At 53.3% G+C, this 19,635-nt stretch carries 17 protein-coding genes; 16 read left to right on the forward strand and 1 reads right to left on the reverse strand.

Annotated features, from left to right (window positions below):
* Positions 1–46: 46 nt before the first annotated feature.
* Positions 47–841, reverse strand: a complete 795-nt coding sequence (map, locus tag ACW9E7_RS02740; protein ID WP_023310454.1) for a type I methionyl aminopeptidase — start codon at positions 839–841, stop codon at positions 47–49.
* A 321-nt stretch (positions 842–1,162) separates the two neighbouring features.
* Between map and rpsB the strand changes: the two genes are divergently transcribed.
* The 16 genes from rpsB (at position 1,163) to dnaE (ending at position 19,635) form a co-directional block, all read left to right on the forward strand.
* Positions 1,163–1,888, forward strand: coding sequence for a 30S ribosomal protein S2 (rpsB, locus tag ACW9E7_RS02745; RefSeq protein WP_003856207.1), 726 nt, complete (start codon positions 1,163–1,165; stop codon positions 1,886–1,888).
* Between the two features lie 117 nt (positions 1,889–2,005).
* A complete protein-coding gene (gene tsf, locus ACW9E7_RS02750; protein WP_014882627.1) occupies positions 2,006–2,857 on the forward strand; it encodes a translation elongation factor Ts in 852 nt (283 codons plus the stop codon).
* A gap of 150 nt (positions 2,858–3,007) precedes the next feature.
* Positions 3,008–3,733, forward strand: coding sequence for a UMP kinase (gene pyrH, locus ACW9E7_RS02755; RefSeq protein WP_008501910.1), 726 nt, complete (start codon positions 3,008–3,010; stop codon positions 3,731–3,733).
* A gap of 167 nt (positions 3,734–3,900) precedes the next feature.
* Entirely contained in the window at positions 3,901–4,458 is a 558-nt protein-coding gene (frr, locus tag ACW9E7_RS02760) for a ribosome recycling factor (RefSeq protein WP_008501909.1), read from the forward strand.
* Positions 4,459–4,551: 93 nt separating this feature from the next.
* Positions 4,552–5,751 (forward strand): 1-deoxy-D-xylulose-5-phosphate reductoisomerase, encoded by a 1,200-nt coding sequence (ispC, locus tag ACW9E7_RS02765; RefSeq protein WP_458727224.1) that lies wholly within the window; start codon positions 4,552–4,554, stop codon positions 5,749–5,751.
* Positions 5,752–5,937: 186 nt separating this feature from the next.
* Positions 5,938–6,696: a (2E,6E)-farnesyl-diphosphate-specific ditrans,polycis-undecaprenyl-diphosphate synthase gene (gene ispU, locus ACW9E7_RS02770; protein WP_024907522.1), complete on the forward strand. Its 759-nt coding sequence runs from the start codon at positions 5,938–5,940 to the stop codon at positions 6,694–6,696.
* 12 nt (positions 6,697–6,708) lie between these two features.
* The gene (gene cdsA, locus ACW9E7_RS02775; RefSeq protein WP_023310457.1) at positions 6,709–7,566 is read left to right on the forward strand and encodes a phosphatidate cytidylyltransferase; all 858 of its coding nucleotides are present in this window, start codon (positions 6,709–6,711) and stop codon (positions 7,564–7,566) included.
* Positions 7,567–7,577: 11 nt separating this feature from the next.
* Positions 7,578–8,930 (forward strand): sigma E protease regulator RseP, encoded by a 1,353-nt coding sequence (gene rseP / locus ACW9E7_RS02780; protein ID WP_458727225.1) that lies wholly within the window; start codon positions 7,578–7,580, stop codon positions 8,928–8,930.
* 29 nt (positions 8,931–8,959) lie between these two features.
* Positions 8,960–11,377, forward strand: coding sequence for an outer membrane protein assembly factor BamA (bamA, locus tag ACW9E7_RS02785; protein WP_111963993.1), 2,418 nt, complete (start codon positions 8,960–8,962; stop codon positions 11,375–11,377).
* Between the two features lie 122 nt (positions 11,378–11,499).
* On the forward strand, positions 11,500–11,994 hold the full coding sequence (skp, locus tag ACW9E7_RS02790; protein WP_045907838.1) for a molecular chaperone Skp: 495 nt from the start codon (positions 11,500–11,502) through the stop codon (positions 11,992–11,994).
* 3 nt (positions 11,995–11,997) lie between these two features.
* The gene (gene lpxD / locus ACW9E7_RS02795) at positions 11,998–13,023 is read left to right on the forward strand and encodes a UDP-3-O-(3-hydroxymyristoyl)glucosamine N-acyltransferase (protein ID WP_111963991.1); all 1,026 of its coding nucleotides are present in this window, start codon (positions 11,998–12,000) and stop codon (positions 13,021–13,023) included.
* Positions 13,024–13,125: 102 nt separating this feature from the next.
* The gene (gene fabZ / locus ACW9E7_RS02800) at positions 13,126–13,581 is read left to right on the forward strand and encodes a 3-hydroxyacyl-ACP dehydratase FabZ (RefSeq protein ID WP_010426706.1); all 456 of its coding nucleotides are present in this window, start codon (positions 13,126–13,128) and stop codon (positions 13,579–13,581) included.
* A 3-nt stretch (positions 13,582–13,584) separates the two neighbouring features.
* The gene (lpxA, locus tag ACW9E7_RS02805; protein WP_023310462.1) at positions 13,585–14,373 is read left to right on the forward strand and encodes an acyl-ACP--UDP-N-acetylglucosamine O-acyltransferase; all 789 of its coding nucleotides are present in this window, start codon (positions 13,585–13,587) and stop codon (positions 14,371–14,373) included.
* Positions 14,373–15,521, forward strand: a complete 1,149-nt coding sequence (gene lpxB, locus ACW9E7_RS02810; RefSeq protein ID WP_090418985.1) for a lipid-A-disaccharide synthase — start codon at positions 14,373–14,375, stop codon at positions 15,519–15,521. The genes lpxA and lpxB overlap by 1 nt, the downstream gene beginning before the upstream one ends.
* Positions 15,518–16,114 carry a ribonuclease HII gene (gene rnhB / locus ACW9E7_RS02815; RefSeq protein ID WP_458727226.1) on the forward strand — a complete coding sequence of 199 codons (597 nt, stop codon included), beginning with the start codon at positions 15,518–15,520 and terminating at the stop codon, positions 16,112–16,114. Before lpxB ends, rnhB begins: the two co-directional genes overlap by 4 nt.
* A gap of 38 nt (positions 16,115–16,152) precedes the next feature.
* Positions 16,153–19,635, forward strand: a complete 3,483-nt coding sequence (gene dnaE / locus ACW9E7_RS02820; RefSeq protein ID WP_458727227.1) for a DNA polymerase III subunit alpha — start codon at positions 16,153–16,155, stop codon at positions 19,633–19,635.

The raw sequence follows: 19,635 nt of genomic DNA on the forward strand, positions 1-19,635 counted from the left end.
AAAAAGCTATAGCCATTAAAAAAGCCGGCATTTGCCGGCTTTTTTATCATTCATCGTGCGTCAGTATCGCCGGGATGGTGTCATCCTTGCGCAACGTCATAATTTCGCAGCCGTTGTCTGTTACCACAATAGTATGCTCGTACTGCGCAGACAAGCTTCTGTCTTTGGTTTTCACCGTCCAGCCGTCTTTCATGGTACGGATGCGATAGTCACCCGCGTTGACCATCGGCTCAATGGTAAAGGTCATGCCTTTTTGCAGCACCACGCCGCCGTCATCTGCATCATAGTGCAGGACCTGCGGTTCTTCATGGAAGACGCGACCAATGCCGTGACCGCAGTACTCGCGCACCACGGAGAAACCTTCCGCTTCCACAAACTTCTGGATTGCCGCACCTATGGTACGCAGGCGAATACCCGGTTTAACCATTTTCAGCGCCAGATAGAGGCTCTCTTGCGTCACTTTGCACAGACGCTCGCCAAGAATAGTCGGCTTGCCAACGATGAACATTTTTGAGGTGTCACCGTGGTATTCGTCTTTAATGACGGTCACGTCGATGTTAACGATGTCGCCGTCTTTCAGCAGTTTTTCATCGTCCGGAATACCGTGACACACCACTTCATTAATAGAGATGCAGACGGATTTCGGGAAACCGTGGTAGCCGAGGCAGGCGGAAACCGCGTGCTGCTCGTTCACGATATAGTCGTTACAGATTCGGTCCAGCTCACCGGTGCTGACGCCCGGCTTCACAAACGGCTCGATCATTTCCAGCACTTCCGCGGCCAGACGACCGGCGACGCGCATCTTTTCAATTTCTTCAGGTGTCTTAATAGAGATAGCCATGTAATCTGTCCATCGGTGTCGATTTTTTCGACAATACTAGTCTAAGTGTCGTCAATGGTATCAGTCAGGTACGCTCCGTGCCAAATTGAGAATCATTAACAGCACACTCCGCCAACAACTGTTGGTTTCTGGTCGTGTTTTGTGGTATAAAGCGCGCCGGACTTCCGATCCATCTCAGATACACAGGCTGGACGGAAGCGACAAATCTCACTTTGTGTAACAACACACACGTATCGGCACATATTCCGGGGTGCCCTTCGGGGTCGGTAATATGGGATACGTGGAGGCATAACCCCAACTTTCAATATAGAGGTTTTAAACATGGCAACTGTTTCCATGCGCGACATGCTCAAGGCTGGTGTTCACTTTGGTCACCAGACCCGTTACTGGAACCCGAAAATGAAGCCTTTCATCTTCGGCGCACGTAACAAAGTTCACATCATCAACCTTGAGAAAACTGTACCAATGTTCAACGAAGCCCTGGCTGAGCTGAACAAGATCTCTTCCCGTAAAGGTAAGATTCTGTTCGTTGGTACTAAGCGCGCTGCAAGCGAAGCTGTGAAAGATGCTGCTAACAGCTGCGACCAGTTCTTCGTGAACCATCGCTGGTTGGGCGGCATGCTGACCAACTGGAAAACTGTTCGTCAGTCCATCAAACGCCTGAAAGATCTGGAAACCCAGTCTCAGGACGGTACTTTCGACAAGCTGACTAAGAAAGAAGCGCTGATGCGCACTCGTGAACTGGACAAGCTGGAAAACAGCCTGGGCGGTATCAAAGATATGGGCGGCCTGCCAGACGCGCTGTTCGTAATCGATGCAGACCACGAGCACATCGCAATCAAAGAAGCTAACAACCTGGGTATCCCGGTATTCGCTATCGTTGATACCAACTCCGATCCGGACGGTGTTGACTTCGTTATCCCGGGTAACGACGACGCAATCCGTGCTGTTAGCCTGTACCTGAGCGCTGTAGCTGCTACCGTTCGTGAAGGCCGTTCCCAGGATCTGGCTTCTCAGGCGGAAGAAAGCTTCGTAGAAGCTGAATAATAAGGTTTTACCCCTTATTAGTACCGTGTATGAATAGGGGCCCATTACCGGCCCCTTTTTTCAATTTACACTGTTTGGCCTCCGGCCGGGCAGTTCACATCTCCCGAGGATTTAAGAATGGCTGAAATTACCGCATCCCTGGTAAAAGAGCTGCGCGAGCGTACTGGCGCAGGCATGATGGATTGCAAAAAAGCGCTGACTGAAGCGAACGGCGACATCGAGCTGGCAATCGAAAACATGCGTAAATCCGGTGCGATCAAAGCAGCTAAAAAAGCAGGCAACGTTGCTGCTGACGGCGTGATCATCACTAAGATCGACGGCAACTACGGCATCATTCTGGAAGTTAACTGCCAGACTGACTTCGTTGCTAAAGATGGCGGTTTCCAGGCATTTGCTAACAAAGTTCTGGACGCAGCTGTTGCTGGTAAAATCACTGACGTTGAAGTTCTGAAAGCACAGTTCGAAGAAGAACGTGTTGCGCTGGTTGCTAAAATCGGTGAGAACATCAACATCCGTCGCGTATCTTCGCTGGAAGGTGACGTTCTGGGCTCTTACCAGCACGGTGCACGTATCGGTGTTCTGGTTGCGGCTAAAGGCGCTGACGAAGAGCTGGTTAAACAGCTGGCAATGCACATCGCTGCAAGCAAGCCAGAATTCGTTAAGCCAGAAGACGTGTCTGCTGAAGTGGTAGAGAAAGAGTACCAGGTTCAGCTGGACATCGCGATGCAGTCTGGTAAACCAAAAGAAATCGCAGAGAAAATGGTTGAAGGCCGCATGAAGAAATTCACCGGCGAAGTTTCTCTGACTGGCCAACCATTCGTAATGGACCCAAGCAAGTCTGTTGCTCAGCTGCTGAAAGAGCACAACGCTGACGTAACTGGCTTCATCCGCTTCGAAGTGGGCGAAGGCATCGAGAAAGTTGAGACTGACTTCGCAGCAGAAGTTGCTGCAATGTCCAAGCAGTCTTAATGATTGAAAAGGAGCCGCCTGAGGGCGGCTTCTTTTTGTCACCCGTCACAGGAAATCAGACAGGCTCCAGTATCGCTGTACTGATTTGCGGCATATCATGTCGCCAGAATTAACCCCCATCTTAATCGTTGACAGTCTCAGGAAAGAAACATGGCTACCAATGCAAAACCCGTGTACAAACGCATTCTGCTTAAGCTGAGTGGCGAAGCGCTGCAGGGATCGGAAGGCTTCGGTATTGACGCAAGCATCCTTGATCGCATGGCACAGGAAATCAAAGAACTGGTCGAACTGGGTATCCAGGTTGGCGTGGTCATTGGCGGTGGCAACCTTTTCCGTGGTGCTGGTCTGGCGAAAGCGGGGATGAACCGCGTTGTGGGCGACCACATGGGTATGCTGGCAACCGTCATGAATGGCCTGGCGATGCGTGATGCGCTCCATCGCGCCTATGTGAACGCCCGCCTGATGTCCGCTATTCCACTGAATGGCGTATGCGATAATTACAGCTGGGCAGAAGCCATCAGCCTGCTGCGCAACAACCGCGTGGTGATCCTCTCCGCCGGTACGGGTAACCCGTTCTTTACGACCGATTCCGCTGCCTGTCTGCGCGGTATCGAGATCGAAGCCGATGTGGTACTGAAAGCGACCAAAGTTGACGGCGTGTTTACTGCCGACCCGGCAAAAGATCCTTCTGCCACCATGTACGATCAGCTGAGCTACAGCGAAGTGCTGGATAAAGAGCTGAAAGTGATGGATCTTGCCGCCTTCACGCTGGCTCGCGACCACAAACTGCCGATCCGTGTCTTCAACATGAACAAACCAGGCGCACTGCGTCGCGTGGTCATGGGCGAAAAAGAAGGCACTTTGATCACGGAATAATTTCCGTCGACGATAAATACAGGTAAGATTCCGCTTTATTTTGTAGTGGTATCTTACCCGGGCGCGCCTTTGGCGTTGTCATGAATTAAACGCGACTATACTTAGCACACCTGTAGCGCTGTGCTGGCGGATAGTCTGCCTGAGACAAGTTTTCAAGGATTCGTAACGTGATTAACGACATCAGAAAAGATGCTGAAGTACGCATGGAAAAATGCGTAGAAGCGTTCAAAACCCAAATCAGCAAAATCCGTACTGGCCGTGCTTCTCCAAGCCTGCTGGATGGCATCATTGTTGAGTACTACGGTACGCCAACTCCTCTGCGTCAGCTGGCGAGCGTAACGGTAGAAGATACCCGTACGCTGAAAATCAACGTGTTCGATCGTTCTATGGGCCCGGCGGTTGAGAAAGCGATCATGGCGTCTGACCTTGGTCTGAACCCAAGCTCTGCGGGCGCAGACATCCGCGTTCCACTGCCACCGCTGACCGAAGAGCGTCGTAAAGACCTGATCAAAGTGGTACGTGGCGAAGCTGAGCAGGGCCGTGTATCCGTGCGTAACGTCCGTCGCGACGCGAACGATAAAGTAAAAGCGCTGCTGAAAGAAAAAGAGATCAGTGAAGATGACGATCGTCGTTCTCAGGACGACATTCAGAAAATGACCGACGCTGCCATCAAGAAAATTGATGCGGCGCTGGCAGATAAAGAAGCGGAACTGATGCAGTTCTGATTTCTGTCGTACACTGATAAACGCCGTTCAGAGGGACTTCGGGTCTTGCTGGCGGCGTTTTGCTTTTATCTGGTCTAACTTTTCGGGCATCCCATGAAGCATTTAACACTCCTCGGCTCAACTGGTTCCATCGGTTGCAGCACTCTCGACGTTGTTCGCCATAATCCTGAACTTTACACCGTTACAGCGCTGGTGGCCGGTAAGAATGTGCAGCGAATGGTTGAGCAATGCCTGGAGTTTACGCCCCGCTATGCGGTGATGGATGACGAAGAGAGCGCGCGTCTGCTCAGAGCACGGCTGATTGAACAGGGCAGCCGAACCGAGGTGCTGAGTGGCCAACAGGCGGCCTGCGAGATGGCGGCGCTGAATGAGGTGGATCAGGTGATGGCGGCCATTGTCGGGGCGGCAGGATTATTGCCGACGCTTGCCGCGATTGATGCCGGTAAGGACGTTCTGCTGGCCAATAAAGAGTCGCTGGTCACCTGCGGACGCCTGTTTATGGACGCGGTGAAGCAGCGCGGCGCGCGTCTTTTGCCCGTCGACAGCGAGCACAACGCGATTTTTCAGAGTTTACCGCAACCTTTTCAACAGAACCTGGGGTACGCTGACCTGGAGCAGAATGGCGTAGTGTCGATTCTGCTTACCGGGTCTGGTGGCCCGTTCCGTGACACGCCACTGTCTGAACTGCGCGCCATGACGCCGGATCAGGCGTGCCGTCATCCGAACTGGTCGATGGGGCGTAAAATCTCCGTTGACTCTGCCACCATGATGAACAAAGGTCTGGAATACATTGAAGCGCGCTGGTTGTTTAATGCGTCAGCGAAACAGATGGAAGTACTGATTCACCCGCAATCGGTGATTCATTCGATGGTGCGTTATCAGGATGGCAGCGTGCTGGCACAGCTGGGTGAGCCGGACATGCGTACGCCGATTGCCCATTCAATGGCGTGGCCAAATCGAGTGAAATCCGGCGTGAAGCCGCTTGATTTCTGCAAGCTAAGTTCCCTGACGTTCAGTGAACCAGATTACGATCGCTATCCTTGTCTGAAGCTTGCGATGACTGCCTTTGACCAGGGGCAGGCGGCGACAACGGCACTTAATGCAGCCAATGAAATTACCGTTGAGGCATTTCTGAATCAGCAAATTCGTTTTACCGATATCGCGTCGTTAAATTTATCGGTACTGGAGATGATGGATTTGCGCGAACCACAAAGCGTGGAAGAGGTGCTGGCGGTGGATGCAGCTGCGCGTAATATTGCGCGCCAACAGGTGACACGTCTCGCAAGCTGGTGATAAAGCAAGCACTAGTCGTCGTGCTATTTGTTAGCGTTGGGCTTCAGTGATATAGTCTGCGCCACCTGATCGCAGGTATTTGACTTAATGTGGTCAGGTGAGCCGTGGTTTGACACGGCTTTTTTATGTATAGGCTTCAGTATTCCTGAGTACCGTTAAATCCTTTTCAGGGACAAAAAACGCGTTATGTTGTCTGCGAATCAACCAATAAGCGAAAATTTGCCAGCTCATGGCTGCCGTCATGTAGCAATCATTATGGATGGCAATGGCCGCTGGGCGAAAAGACAAGGGAAGATACGAGCCTTTGGGCATAAAGCGGGGGCGAAATCCGTTCGTCGCGCCGTTTCTTTTGCCGCCAACAACGGCATTGATGCGTTAACGCTCTATGCTTTTAGCAGTGAAAACTGGAATCGGCCTCTGCAGGAAGTGACTGCGTTGATGGAATTGTTTGTGTGGGCGCTAGACAGCGAAGTAAAAAGCCTGCACCGCCACAACGTCCGCCTGCGTATCATTGGCGATACCAGTCGTTTTAACTCACGTTTGCAGGAACGGATTCGTAAAGCAGAAGCGCTGACGGAAAATAATACCGGTCTTACGCTGAATATTGCGGCGAATTACGGCGGACGCTGGGATATTATCCAGGGCGTTCGGCATCTGGCCGAACAGGTTCAGGAAGGGCTGTTGAGACCCGACCAAATTGATGAAGAGGCGCTGAGCAAGCAAATCTGCATGAATGAACAGGCTCCCGTGGATTTGGTAATTAGGACAGGGGGGGAACATCGCATAAGTAACTTTTTGATATGGCAAATTGCCTATGCCGAACTTTACTTTACGGATGTTCTTTGGCCCGATTTTGATGAACAAGACTTTGAAGGTGCGCTGCATGCCTTTGCCAATCGAGAGCGTCGTTTCGGCGGCACCGAGCCTGGTGGCGACAAAGCCTGATGGGGGTAGCTTTTGCTGAAGTATCGCCTGATTTCCGCTTTTGTATTAATACCCATTGTCATTGCGGCGCTGTTTTTACTGCCCCCGGTGGGATTCGCTATTGTCACGCTGGTGGTGTGTATGCTCGCCGCGTGGGAATGGGGACAGTTTAGCGGCTTTACCTCGCGCACTCAGCGAGTATGGCTTGCGGTACTTTGTGGCTTTATCCTGGCCATAATGCTGTTTACGTTGCCTGAATATCACCATGATATTCATCAGCCACTGGTTGCCGGTTCCTTGTGGATATCGTTGGCCTGGTGGGTTGCCGCGCTGTTGCTGGTTCTTTTTTATCCAGGTTCTGCGGCATTATGGCGTAATTCAAAAGTGCTGCGACTGATTTTTGGTTTGCTCACAATTATTCCTTTTTTCTGGGGTATGGTTGCGCTGCGAGCCTGGCACTACGACGAAAACCACTACAGCGGTGCGATCTGGCTGCTTTATGTAATGATTCTGGTCTGGGGTGCTGACTCCGGGGCCTATATGTTTGGTAAACTGTTTGGCAAACATAAGCTGGCACCGAAGGTTTCTCCGGGCAAAACCTGGCAAGGATTCATCGGCGGCCTGTTTACGGCAGCGATCATCTCCTGGGGCTACGGCGTCTGGGCGAATCTTGAAGTGGCACCGTCAATACTGCTGGTGTGCTCGATTTTTGCTGCGCTTGCCTCCGTGCTCGGTGATTTGACCGAAAGTATGTTTAAGCGCGAAGCAGGGATTAAGGATAGCGGACACCTGATTCCAGGGCATGGCGGTATACTGGATCGCATTGATAGCCTGACAGCGGCTGTTCCAGTGTTTGCGTGTTTGCTTTTACTGGTATTCGGGACGATTTAACGGAAGGTTTTATGCTGAGCATTCTCTGGAATCTGGCGGCGTTCATTGTTGCACTGGGTGTACTGATTACCGTGCATGAATTTGGCCATTTCTGGGTTGCTCGCCGCTGTGGCGTGCGCGTAGAGCGGTTTTCCATCGGTTTTGGTAAATCACTCTGGACGCGCACAGATCGTCATGGCACAGAGTTTGTCATCGCCCTTATTCCGCTGGGCGGCTACGTCAAAATGCTCGACGAACGCGTCGAGCCTGTCGCTCCTGAGCTGCGACACAGCGCATTCAACAATAAAACCGTTGGACAACGCGCCGCCATCATTGCTGCCGGACCGGTAGCCAACTTCATCTTTGCGATTTTTGCGTACTGGCTGGTGTTTATCATCGGCGTCCCTGGCGTACGTCCTGTAGTGGGTGAAATTGCCCCCAACTCCATCGCGGCGAGTGCGCAAATTACATCCGGGATGGAACTTAAAGCGATTGATGGCATCGAAACCCCTGATTGGGATGCCGTGCGACTGCAGCTGGTAGCCAAAATTGGCGATCCGCAGACCACCATCAGCGTATCGCCGTTTGGTTCTGATACGCGTCAGGACAAAGTACTTGATTTACGCCACTGGCGTTTCGAGCCAGACAAAGAGGATCCCGTCGCTGCGCTGGGCATTCGTCCGCGCGGCCCGCAGATCGAGCCGGTATTAGCCGAAGTACAGGCAAATTCGGCAGCGAGCAAAGCGGGTTTGCAAGCGGGCGACAGGATCGTTAAAGTCGATGGTCAACCATTAACAGAGTGGATGACCTTTGTTACTCTGGTGCGCGATAATCCGGGAACGTCTCTCGCGCTGGAAGTTGAAAGACAGGGTAGTCCGCTTTCGCTGACGCTGATTCCGGATACGAAGTCGGTCGGCAAAAAGGCAGAAGGGTTTGCAGGTGTTGTGCCAAAAGTGATCCCGCTGCCAGATGAGTACAAGACAATACGCCAGTATGGGCCGTTCAGCGCCATCCTTGAAGCCACGGATAAAATATGGCAACTGATGAAGCTGACGGTCAACATGTTGGGGAAATTGATAACCGGTGATGTGAAACTGAACAACCTCAGTGGGCCAATTTCGATTGCTCAGGGGGCTGGGATGTCAGCGGAATTCGGGGTGATTTACTATCTCATGTTCCTCGCGCTCATTAGCGTGAACCTTGGGATAATCAACCTGTTCCCGCTTCCCGTTTTAGACGGGGGTCATCTGCTGTTTTTAGCGATTGAAAAGCTAAAAGGCGGACCGGTATCCGAGCGAGTTCAAGACTTTAGTTATCGCATTGGCTCGATTCTGCTGGTGCTGTTAATGGGGCTTGCACTTTTCAATGATTTCTCTCGGTTGTAAGAGAGTGTTAGGAAGAACGCATAATAACGATGGCGATGAAAAAGTTGCTCATAGCGTCGCTGCTGTTTAGCAGCGCCACCGTATACGGTGCTGACGGGTTCGTAGTGAAAGACATTCATTTCGAAGGCCTCCAGCGTGTCGCCGTTGGTGCGGCCCTCCTCAGTATGCCTGTACGCCCCGGCGATACGGTTAATGATGATGATATCAGTAACACCATCCGTGCTCTGTTTGCCACCGGCAACTTTGAGGACGTTCGCGTCCTGCGCGATGGTGATACGCTGCTGGTACAGGTAAAAGAACGTCCAACGATCGCCAGTATCACTTTCTCCGGTAACAAGTCGGTGAAAGATGACATGCTCAAGCAAAACCTTGAAGCATCGGGTGTTCGTGTGGGTGAATCTCTGGACCGCACAACCCTTTCAGACATTGAAAAAGGTCTGGAAGACTTCTACTACAGCGTCGGTAAATACAGCGCCAGCGTGAAAGCGGTTGTTACTCCGCTGCCACGTAACCGTGTTGACCTGAAGCTGGTCTTCCAGGAAGGTGTTTCTGCGAAGATCCAGCAGATCAACATTGTCGGCAACCATGCGTTCAGCACCGACGAACTGATCTCCACCTTCCAGCTGCGCGATGAAGTGCCATGGTGGAACGTGGTAGGCGATCGCAAATATCAGAAACAGAAACTGGCGGGCGACCTTGAAACCCTGCGCAGCTACTATCTCGATCGTGGCTATGCGCGTTTCAACATCGACTCGACTCAGGTCAGTCTGACTCCGGACAAGAAAGGCATCTACATTACGGTTAACATCACTGAAGGCGAGCAGTACAAGCTTTCTGGTGTTGAAGTGAGTGGTAATCTGGCGGGGCATTCTGCTGAAATCGAATCGCTGACCAAAATTCAGCCAGGCGACCTGTATAGCGGTTCCAAAGTAACCAAAATGGAAGACAGCATTAAGAAGCTGCTCGGCCGCTATGGTTATGCCTATCCGCGCGTACAGACTCAGCCTGAAATCAATGACGCGGATAAAACCGTTAAGCTGCATGTGAATGTTGATGCGGGCAACCGTTTCTACGTGCGTAAGATCCGCTTCGTCGGTAACGACACCTCCAAAGATTCCGTTCTGCGTCGCGAAATGCGTCAGATGGAAGGCGCATGGTTGGGTAGCGACCTCGTTGATCAGGGTAAAGAGCGTCTGAACCGTCTGGGTTATTTTGAAACGGTGGATACCGATACCCAGCGCGTACCGGGCAGCCCGGATCAGGTTGATGTCGTTTATAAAGTGAAAGAGCGCAATACCGGTAGCTTCAACTTCGGTGTGGGCTACGGTACTGAAAGCGGCGTCAGCTTCCAGGTCGGCGTGCAGCAGGATAACTGGCTGGGTACAGGTTACTCTGTCGGTATTAACGGCACCAAAAACGACTACCAGACCTACTCTGAGTTCTCTGTAACTAACCCATACTTCACCGTAGACGGTGTGAGCCTGGGCGGTCGTATTTTCTATAACGACTTTAAAGCAGACGACGCGGATCTGTCTTCTTACACCAACAAGAGTTATGGTGTAGACGGTACGCTTGGCTTCCCGGTTAACGAATACAACACCCTGCGTGCGGGCTTAGGTTACGTGCATAACGACCTGTCCAACATGCAACCTCAGGTGGCGATGTGGCGTTATCTGGACTCTATCGGCCAGTCAACCAGCAAAACTGGTCATGACAATGGCTTCGCGGCGGATGACTTCACCTTTAACTATGGTTGGACCTATAACCGTCTCGACCGCGGCTACTTCCCAACGGAAGGTTCTCGCGTCAACCTGAACGGTAAAGTTACAGTTCCGGGTTCCGATAACGAGTTCTATAAGGTCACGCTTGATACCGCATCCTACTTCCCGATCGATGACGATCATAAGTGGGTGGTTCTGGGTCGTACCCGTTGGGGCTATGGCGATGGTCTGGGTGGCAAAGAACTGCCGTTCTATGAAAACTTCTATGCGGGTGGCTCCAGCACCGTTCGTGGTTTCCAGTCCAACAACATTGGTCCGAAAGCGGTTTACTACGGCGGGAACGACAAAGATAACTGTAATAAGTCTTCCTCTTCCGAAGTCTGTAGCTCTGATGACGCGGTGGGCGGTAACGCCATGGCCGTTGCCAGCCTGGAGTTCATCACGCCAACGCCGTTTATCAGTGATAAATACGCGAACTCGGTCCGTACGTCCTTCTTCTGGGATGCAGGTACCGTGTGGGATACCAACTGGCAGAATACTGCCCAGATGCGCGCAGAGGGCGTTCCAGACTACAGCGATCCGAGCAATATTCGCATGTCTGCCGGTATCGCATTACAATGGATGTCACCGCTGGGGCCGTTGGTCTTCTCTTACGCCCAGCCGTTTAAGAAATACGATGGAGACAAAGCGGAGCAATTCCAGTTTAACATTGGTAAAACCTGGTAATAATCCGCTGCAAAGGAATGCGTTGGCAGTGTAGCGCTGACAACTGGCGATCGGTAACACGGTCGCCTTGCCACGCAAAGAACGGTACCTTCTGGTGCCAATGGGATGGTAAGGAGTTAATTGTGAAAAAGTGGTTATTAGCTGCAGGTCTCGGTTTAGCGATGGCAACTTCTGCTCAGGCAGCAGACAAAATTGCAATCGTCAACATGGGTAATTTGTTCCAGCAGGTTGCACAGAAAACAGGTGTTTCTGCGACTCTGGAAAACGAATTCAAAGGCCGTGCAAGCGAACTGCAGGGTATGGAAAACGATCTTCAGTCCAAAATGCAGCGTCTGCAGCGTGATGGTTCTACCATGAAAGCAAGCGACCGCAGCAAGCTGGAAAAAGACGTAATGGCTCAGCGCCAGACGTTCTCCCAGAAAGCGCAGGCTTTCGAGCAGGATCGTCAGCGTCGTTCTAACGAAGAACGCGGCAAGCTGGTGACTCGCATTCAGACCGCTGTTAAAGCAGTGGCTGCCGATCAGAGCATCGATCTGGTTGTTGATGCGAACGCCGTTGCTTTCAACAGCAAAGATGTTAAAGACATCACTGCTGATGTTCTGAAACAGGTTAAATAAGTAATGCCTTCAATTCGACTGGCTGATTTAGCTCAGCAGTTGGATGCAGAATTACACGGTGATGGCGATATCGTCATCACCGCTGTTGCGTCCATGCAATCTGCTAAAGCTGGCACGATTACCTTCATGGTAAGCCCTAAGTACCGTGAGCAACTGGCTCAATGCCAGGCGTCAGCTGTTGTACTGACGCAGGACGATCTTCCATTTGCCACTGTAAGCGCGCTGGTAGTGAAAAACCCCTACCTGACGTATGCACGCATGGCTCAAATTCTCGATACCACGCCGCAGCCGGCCCAGAACATTGCTGCCAGTGCAGCGATTGATGCGACGGCCAGGCTGGGTAACAACGTCGCCGTTGGCGCGAATGCGGTTATCGAATCCGGCGTTGTGCTGGGCGATAACGTCGTCATTGGCCCAGGTTGCTTCGTTGGGAAAAATACGAAAATCGGCGCCGGGACCCGTTTATGGGCCAACGTGTCCGTTTATCATGACGTTGAAATTGGCGAAAATTGCCTCGTCCAGTCCAGCACCGTGATTGGTTCCGATGGCTTTGGTTACGCTAACGATCGCGGTAACTGGGTTAAGATCCCGCAGCTTGGTCGCGTTATTATTGGCGATCGCGTAGAGATCGGCGCCTGTACCACCATTGACCGTGGCGCGCTTGACGACACGATCATTGGCAATGGTGTTATCATCGATAACCAGTGCCAGATTGCGCATAACGTTGTGATTGGCGACAATACCGCGGTTGCGGGTGGCGTCATCATGGCAGGCAGCCTGAAAATTGGCCGTTATTGCATGATTGGCGGCGCGAGCGTGATTAATGGCCATATGGAAATATGCGACAAGGTCACCGTGACGGGAATGGGCATGGTAATGCGTCCTATCACTGAACCTGGCGTCTATTCCTCGGGCATTCCGCTACAACCCAACAAGGTATGGCGTAAAACAGCAGCTCTGGTGATGAACATTGATGATATGAACAAGCGCCTCAAGTCTCTTGAGCGTAAGATCGATCAACAAGATTAAGCGTCATCCGTTTAACGCTATTTTTCCCGGCCTGTCGGCTTTCTAATAAACCGGCAGGCCGTGTTATTATTGTTATCAGTACATTTTGACAGGAAGAGTATTTTGACTACTGACACTCATACTCTGCATATTGAAGAGATTTTAGAACTTCTGCCGCACCGCTACCCGTTTCTGCTGGTAGACCGTGTGCTGGATTTTGAAGAAGGTCGTTTTCTGCGCGCAGTGAAAAATGTTTCCGTGAACGAGCCGTTCTTCCAGGGGCACTTCCCTGGGAAGCCTATCTTCCCGGGTGTGTTGATTCTGGAAGCGATGGCTCAGGCTACCGGTATCCTGGCGTTTAAAAGCGTCGGTAAACTGGAGCCAGGTGAGCTGTATTACTTCGCGGGTATTGATGAAGCGCGCTTTAAGCGCCCTGTCGTGCCTGGTGATCAGATGATCATGGAAGTCACTTTTGAAAAAACGCGTCGTGGCCTGACTCGCTTCAAAGGCGTAGCGCTGGTTGACGGCAAAGTTGTTTGCGAAGCGACGATGATGTGTGCTCGTAGCCGGGAGTCCTGATACGTGATTGATAAATCCGCCTTTATTCATCCTACCGCTATTGTGGAAACCGGTGCCATCATTGGCGCTAACGTCCATATTGGCCCGTTTTGTATTGTTGGACCCCATGTCGAAATTGGTGAGGGTACAGTACTGAAATCTCACGTTGTCGTGAACGGTCACACGACCATTGGCTGCAATAACGAGATCTATCAGTTCGCTTCCATCGGCGAAGTTAACCAGGATCTGAAATATGCTGGTGAGTCGACCCGACTGGAAATTGGCGATCGTAACCGTATTCGCGAAAGCGTCACCATTCATCGTGGAACAGTACAGGGTGGTGGGTTGACGAAGGTGGGCAGCGATAACCTGTTTATGGTTAATGCGCATATCGCGCACGACTGTACCGTAGGTGACCGCTGTATTCTTGCCAACAACGCAACGCTGGCAGGACACGTATCGGTTGATGACTTCGCAATTATTGGCGGCATGACCGCTGTCCATCAGTTCTGCATCATTGGTGCGCACGTGATGGTTGGCGGATGCTCCGGTGTGGCGCAGGACGTCCCACCGTATGTGATTGCGCAGGGCAACCATGCCACGCCGTTTGGCGTGAACATCGAAGGCCTCAAGCGTCGTGGTTTTAGTCGCGAAGCGATTACTGCCATCCGCAACGCGTACAAACTGCTGTACCGTAGCGGTAAAACGCTGGAAGAGGCGAAGCCGGAAATTGCCGAGCTGGCGAATAAGCACCCGGAAGTGAACGCGTTCATGGAATTCTTTGACCGTTCCACAAGGGGTCTGATTCGTTAATGGTCGACAGTCGTCCGCTTACGATAGCCCTGGTCGCCGGAGAAACCTCCGGCGATATTCTTGGTGCCGGTCTCATCCGCGCACTTAAGGCGCGTGTACCCAATGCTCGCTTTGTCGGCGTTGCTGGCCCGCTAATGCAGGCCGAAGGCTGTGAAGCCTGGTATGAAATGGAAGAGCTCGCCGTGATGGGCATCGTTGAGGTGCTGGGGCGGCTACGCCGTTTGCTACACATCCGCGCCGATCTCACCCGTCGTTTTACCGAACTCAAACCCGATGTGTTTGTCGGTATCGATGCGCCTGATTTCAACATTACCCTCGAAGGGAATCTGAAAAAGCAGGGTATCAAAACGATTCACTACGTCAGTCCGTCCGTCTGGGCGTGGCGACAGAAACGCGTTTTCAAAATCGGACGGTCCACCAACCTGGTGCTGGCTTTTCTGCCTTTCGAAAAAGCGTTTTACGACAGATTTAATGTTCCGTGCCGTTTTATCGGTCATACCATGGCGGATGCGATGCCCTTGGATCCGGATAAAAACGCGGCGCGCGACGTGCTGGGCATTCCCCATGATGTGCACTGTCTGGCCTTGCTGCCGGGCAGCCGTGGCGCAGAAGTGGAGATGCTGAGCGCCGATTTCCTCAAGACAGCGCAAATTCTTCGCCAGACGTACCCCGATCTCGAAGTGGTCGTGCCGCTGGTGAATGCCAAACGCCGCGAGCAGTTTGAGCGCATCAAAGCGGAAGTCGCCCCGGATCTCCACGTCCGTCTTCTGGACGGCAAAGGGCGGGAAGCGATGTATGCGAGCGATGCCGCGCTGCTGGCCTCCGGCACGGCGGCGCTGGAATGCATGCTGGCGAAATGTCCGATGGTGGTCGGTTATCGCATGAAGCCGTTCACTTTCTGGCTGGCAAAACGTCTGGTGAAAACGGATTATGTCTCCCTGCCGAACCTGCTTGCCGGGCGCGAGCTGGTGAAAGAACTGCTGCAGGATGAGTGCCAGCCGCAGGCGCTTGCCGATGCGCTGCTGCCGCTGCTCGCCAACGGCAAGACCAGCCACCAGATGCACGATACCTTCCGCGAGCTGCATCAACTGATCCGCTGTAATGCTGATGAGCAAGCGGCCGATGCGGTGCTGGAGTTAGCAAAATGATGGAATTTGTTTATCCTCACACCCATCTTGTGGCGGGCGTGGACGAAGTGGGTCGTGGTCCGTTAGTCGGGGCAGTGGTGACCGCTGCGGTGATCCTCGATCCGGCTCGGCCGATCGTCGGGCTGAACGACTCTAAAAAATTGTCTGAAAAGCGCCGGCTGGCGCTGTTTAGTGAGATTCAGGAGAAGGCGCTGGCCTGGAGCCTGGGGCGCGCTGAACCGCATGAAATAGATGAACTGAATATTTTGCACGCCACGATGCTGGCGATGCAGCGTGCGGTAGCGGGCCTGAAAATTTCCCCGGAATATGTCCTGATTGACGGCAACCGCTGTCCGGCATTGCCCATGCCTTCAATGGCGGTCGTCAAAGGCGATAGCCGGGTCGCAGAAATTAGCGCAGCTTCTATTATTGCCAAAGTGACGCGCGACGCCGAAATGGCCGTGCTGGACCTCACTTACCCTCAGTACGGTTTCGCCCAGCACAAGGGGTATCCCACACCTTTCCACCTGGAGAGGCTGGCTGAACATGGCGCAACCGAACACCACCGGCGCAGTTTCGGCCCGGTGAAACGCGCGCTGGGACGGGTGTCCTGAATCAATACGCAAGCAATTAAGTAACGCGGAATCTGAAGATGGCTGAACCACGTTTCGTACACCTGCGGGTGCATAGCGACTACTCCATGATCGATGGGCTGGCGAAGACCGGGCCGCTGGTAAAAAAGGCGGCCACCCTTGGCATGCCTGCGCTGGCGATCACCGATTTTACCAACCTGTGTGGCCTGGTGAAGTTCTACGGAACAGCGCACGGCGCGGGGATAAAGCCCATCGTCGGCGCGGATTTCCACGTGCAGAGCGACCTCATCGGGGATGAACTGACGCAAATCTCCGTGCTGGCGATGAACAACACGGGTTACCAAAACCTCACGCTGCTTATCTCAAAAGCCTATCAGCGCGGATATGGTGCGCTGGGCCCGTGGATCGACCGCGACTGGCTGGCCGAGCTCAACGAAGGGCTGCTGCTGATCTCCGGTGGCCGTATGGGTGACGTCGGCAAATCACTGCTGCGCGGTAACAGCGCGCTGGTGGATCAATGCGTCTCGTTCTACGAAGAGTATTTCCCGGATCGTTATTATCTGGAGTTGATCCGCACCGGTCGCCAGGACGAAGAGAGCTATCTTCATGCGGCGGTCGCACTTGCGGAAGAACGCGGTCTGCCCGTCGTCGCGACAAACGATGTACGCTTTCTCGAACCGGGAGATTTTGACGCGCACGAAATCCGCGTGGCGATCCACGATGGCTTTACGCTCGACGATCCGAAGCGGCCGCGTAATTACTCCGCTCAACAGTACATGCGCAGCGAGGAGGAGATGTGTGAACTCTTCTCCGATATTCCCGAAGCGCTGGAAAACAGCGTAGAGATCGCCAAGCGCTGCAACGTTACCGTCCGCCTCGGCGAATACTTCCTGCCGCAGTTCCCGACGGGTGACATGACCACGGAAGATTTCCTGGTCGCGAAATCAAAAGAAGGTCTGGAAGAGCGTCTGGAATTCCTGTTCCCGGATGAAGAAGAGCGTAAAAAGCGTCGTCCTGAGTATGACGAACGCCTGGACATTGAACTCCAGGTGATCAACCAGATGGGCTTCCCGGGCTACTTCCTGATCGTTATGGAGTTTATCCAGTGGTCGAAAGATAACGGCGTGCCGGTCGGGCCAGGGCGTGGCTCCGGTGCAGGTTCGCTGGTGGCGTATGCGCTGAAAATTACCGACCTCGATCCGCTGGAATTCGACCTGCTGTTCGAACGTTTCCTCAACCCGGAACGTGTCTCGATGCCCGACTTCGACGTCGACTTCTGCATGGAGAAACGCGACCAGGTGATTGAGCACGTGGCCGATATGTACGGCCGTGACGCGGTATCGCAGATCATTACCTTCGGTACGATGGCGGCAAAAGCGGTTATCCGCGACGTGGGCCGCGTGCTGGGCCACCCGTACGGGTTTGTCGATCGCATTTCTAAGCTGGTGCCGCCCGATCCGGGCATGACGCTGGCAAAAGCGTTTGAAGCCGAGCCGCAGCTGCCTGAAATCTACGAGGCGGACGAAGAGGTCAAAGCGCTGATCGACATGGCGCGCAAGCTTGAAGGCGTCACGCGTAACGCCGGTAAGCATGCGGGGGGCGTGGTTATTGCGCCGACCAAAATTACCGACTTCGCGCCGCTCTACTGCGATGAAGCCGGTGAGCATCCGGTTACTCAGTTTGATAAGAACGACGTGGAATACGCCGGGCTGGTGAAGTTTGACTTCCTCGGCCTGCGCACGCTGACGATCATCGACTGGGCGCTGAAGATGATCAACCCGCGCCGGGAAAAGCAGGGTCTTGAGCCGATAGACATTGCCGCCATCCCGCTGGATGACAAGAAAAGTTTCGACATGCTGCAGCGCTCGGAGACGACAGCCGTCTTCCAGCTTGAATCCCGCGGCATGAAAGATCTGATTAAACGTCTGCAGCCTGACTGCTTTGAAGATATGATCGCACTGGTCGCCCTGTTCCGTCCGGGCCCACTGCAGTCGGGGATGGTAGATAACTTTATCGACCGTAAGCACGGTCGCGAAGAGATTTCTTACCCGGACGTTCAGTGGCAGCACGAAAGCCTGAAGCCGGTACTGGAACCAACATACGGCATCATCCTGTATCAGGAACAGGTCATGCAGATTGCCCAGGTGCTTTCCGGCTATACGCTCGGCGGCGCGGACATGCTGCGTCGTGCGATGGGTAAGAAAAAGCCGGAAGAGATGGCCAAGCAGCGCTCCATTTTTGAAGACGGGGCGAAGAAAAACGGCGTTGACGGCGAGCTGGCGATGAAAATCTTCGACCTGGTGGAGAAATTCGCCGGGTACGGATTTAACAAATCTCACTCCGCCGCCTATGCTTTGGTGTCGTATCAAACGCTGTGGCTGAAGGCGCACTATCCTGCTGAATTTATGGCGGCGGTAATGACGGCCGATATGGATAACACCGAGAAGGTGGTTGGCCTGGTGGACGAGTGCTGGCGCATGGGACTCAAGATCCTGCCGCCGGATATTAACTCAGGGCTCTACCACTTCCACGTCAACGATGACGGAGAGATCGTTTACGGGATCGGCGCGATCAAAGGCGTAGGTGAAGGTCCGATCGAGGCGATCATCGAGGCGCGTAACAACGGCGGGTATTTCCGCGAGCTGTTCGATCTTTGCGCCCGTACCGATACCAAAAAACTGAACCGTCGCGTGCTGGAAAAACTGATCATGTCCGGCGCGTTTGACAGGCTGGGGCCGCACCGCGCCGCGCTGATGAATTCCCTCGGCGACGCCCTGAAAGCGGCGGATCAGCACGCAAAAGCGGAAGCCATTGGTCAGGCGGATATGTTCGGTGTGCTGGCGGAAGAGCCAGAGCAGATCGAGCAATCTTATTCCAACTGCCAGCCGTGGCCAGAACAGGTGGTACTGGATGGGGAGCGTGAAACGTTAGGCTTGTACCTGACGGGGCACCCGATCAACCAGTACATTAAAGAAATTGAGCGCTATGTCGGCGGCCACAGGCTTAAAGACATGCATCCGACAGAACGTGGTAAAATCACCACGGCTGCGGGGCTCGTGATTGCTGCAAGGGTTATGGTCACCAAGCGCGGCAATCGTATCGGCATCTGTACGTTGGATGACCGTTCCGGGCGTCTGGAGGTGATGCTGTTCACCGACGCGTTGGATAAATACCAGCAATTGCTGGAAAAAGACCGCATACTTATCGTCAGCGGACAGGTCAGCTTTGATGACTTCAGTGGGGGGCTTAAAATGACCGCCCGCGAAGTGATGGACATTGACGAAGCCCGGGAAAAATATGCTCGCGGGCTTGCTATCTCGCTGACGGACAGGCAAATTGATGACCAGCTTTTAAACCGACTCCGTCAGTCTCTGGAACCCCACCGCTCGGGGACAATTCCAGTACATCTCTACTATCAGAGGGCGGATGCACGTGCGCGGTTGCGCTTTGGTGCAACGTGGCGTGTCTCTCCGAGCGATCGTTTACTGAACGATCTCCGTGGCCTCATTGGTTCGGAGCAGGTGGAACTGGAGTTTGACTAA

The organism is Enterobacter sp. H2G27, assembly GCF_054403075.1.

What these genes read in the sequence shown, in the direction of transcription:
- map (WP_023310454.1), bottom strand. Translation starts at nt 841, where the DNA reads ATGGCTATCTCTATTAAGACACCTGAAGAAATTGAAAAGATGCGCGTC.
- rpsB (WP_003856207.1), top strand. Translation starts at nt 1,163, where the DNA reads ATGGCAACTGTTTCCATGCGCGACATGCTCAAGGCTGGTGTTCACTTT.
- tsf (WP_014882627.1), top strand. Translation starts at nt 2,006, where the DNA reads ATGGCTGAAATTACCGCATCCCTGGTAAAAGAGCTGCGCGAGCGTACT.
- pyrH (WP_008501910.1), top strand. Translation starts at nt 3,008, where the DNA reads ATGGCTACCAATGCAAAACCCGTGTACAAACGCATTCTGCTTAAGCTG.
- ispC (WP_458727224.1), top strand. Translation starts at nt 4,552, where the DNA reads ATGAAGCATTTAACACTCCTCGGCTCAACTGGTTCCATCGGTTGCAGC.
- ispU (WP_024907522.1), top strand. Translation starts at nt 5,938, where the DNA reads ATGTTGTCTGCGAATCAACCAATAAGCGAAAATTTGCCAGCTCATGGC.
- rseP (WP_458727225.1), top strand. Translation starts at nt 7,578, where the DNA reads ATGCTGAGCATTCTCTGGAATCTGGCGGCGTTCATTGTTGCACTGGGT.
- bamA (WP_111963993.1), top strand. Translation starts at nt 8,960, where the DNA reads ATGGCGATGAAAAAGTTGCTCATAGCGTCGCTGCTGTTTAGCAGCGCC.
- lpxD (WP_111963991.1), top strand. Translation starts at nt 11,998, where the DNA reads ATGCCTTCAATTCGACTGGCTGATTTAGCTCAGCAGTTGGATGCAGAA.
- lpxB (WP_090418985.1), top strand. Translation starts at nt 14,373, where the DNA reads ATGGTCGACAGTCGTCCGCTTACGATAGCCCTGGTCGCCGGAGAAACC.
- rnhB (WP_458727226.1), top strand. Translation starts at nt 15,518, where the DNA reads ATGATGGAATTTGTTTATCCTCACACCCATCTTGTGGCGGGCGTGGAC.
- dnaE (WP_458727227.1), top strand. Translation starts at nt 16,153, where the DNA reads ATGGCTGAACCACGTTTCGTACACCTGCGGGTGCATAGCGACTACTCC.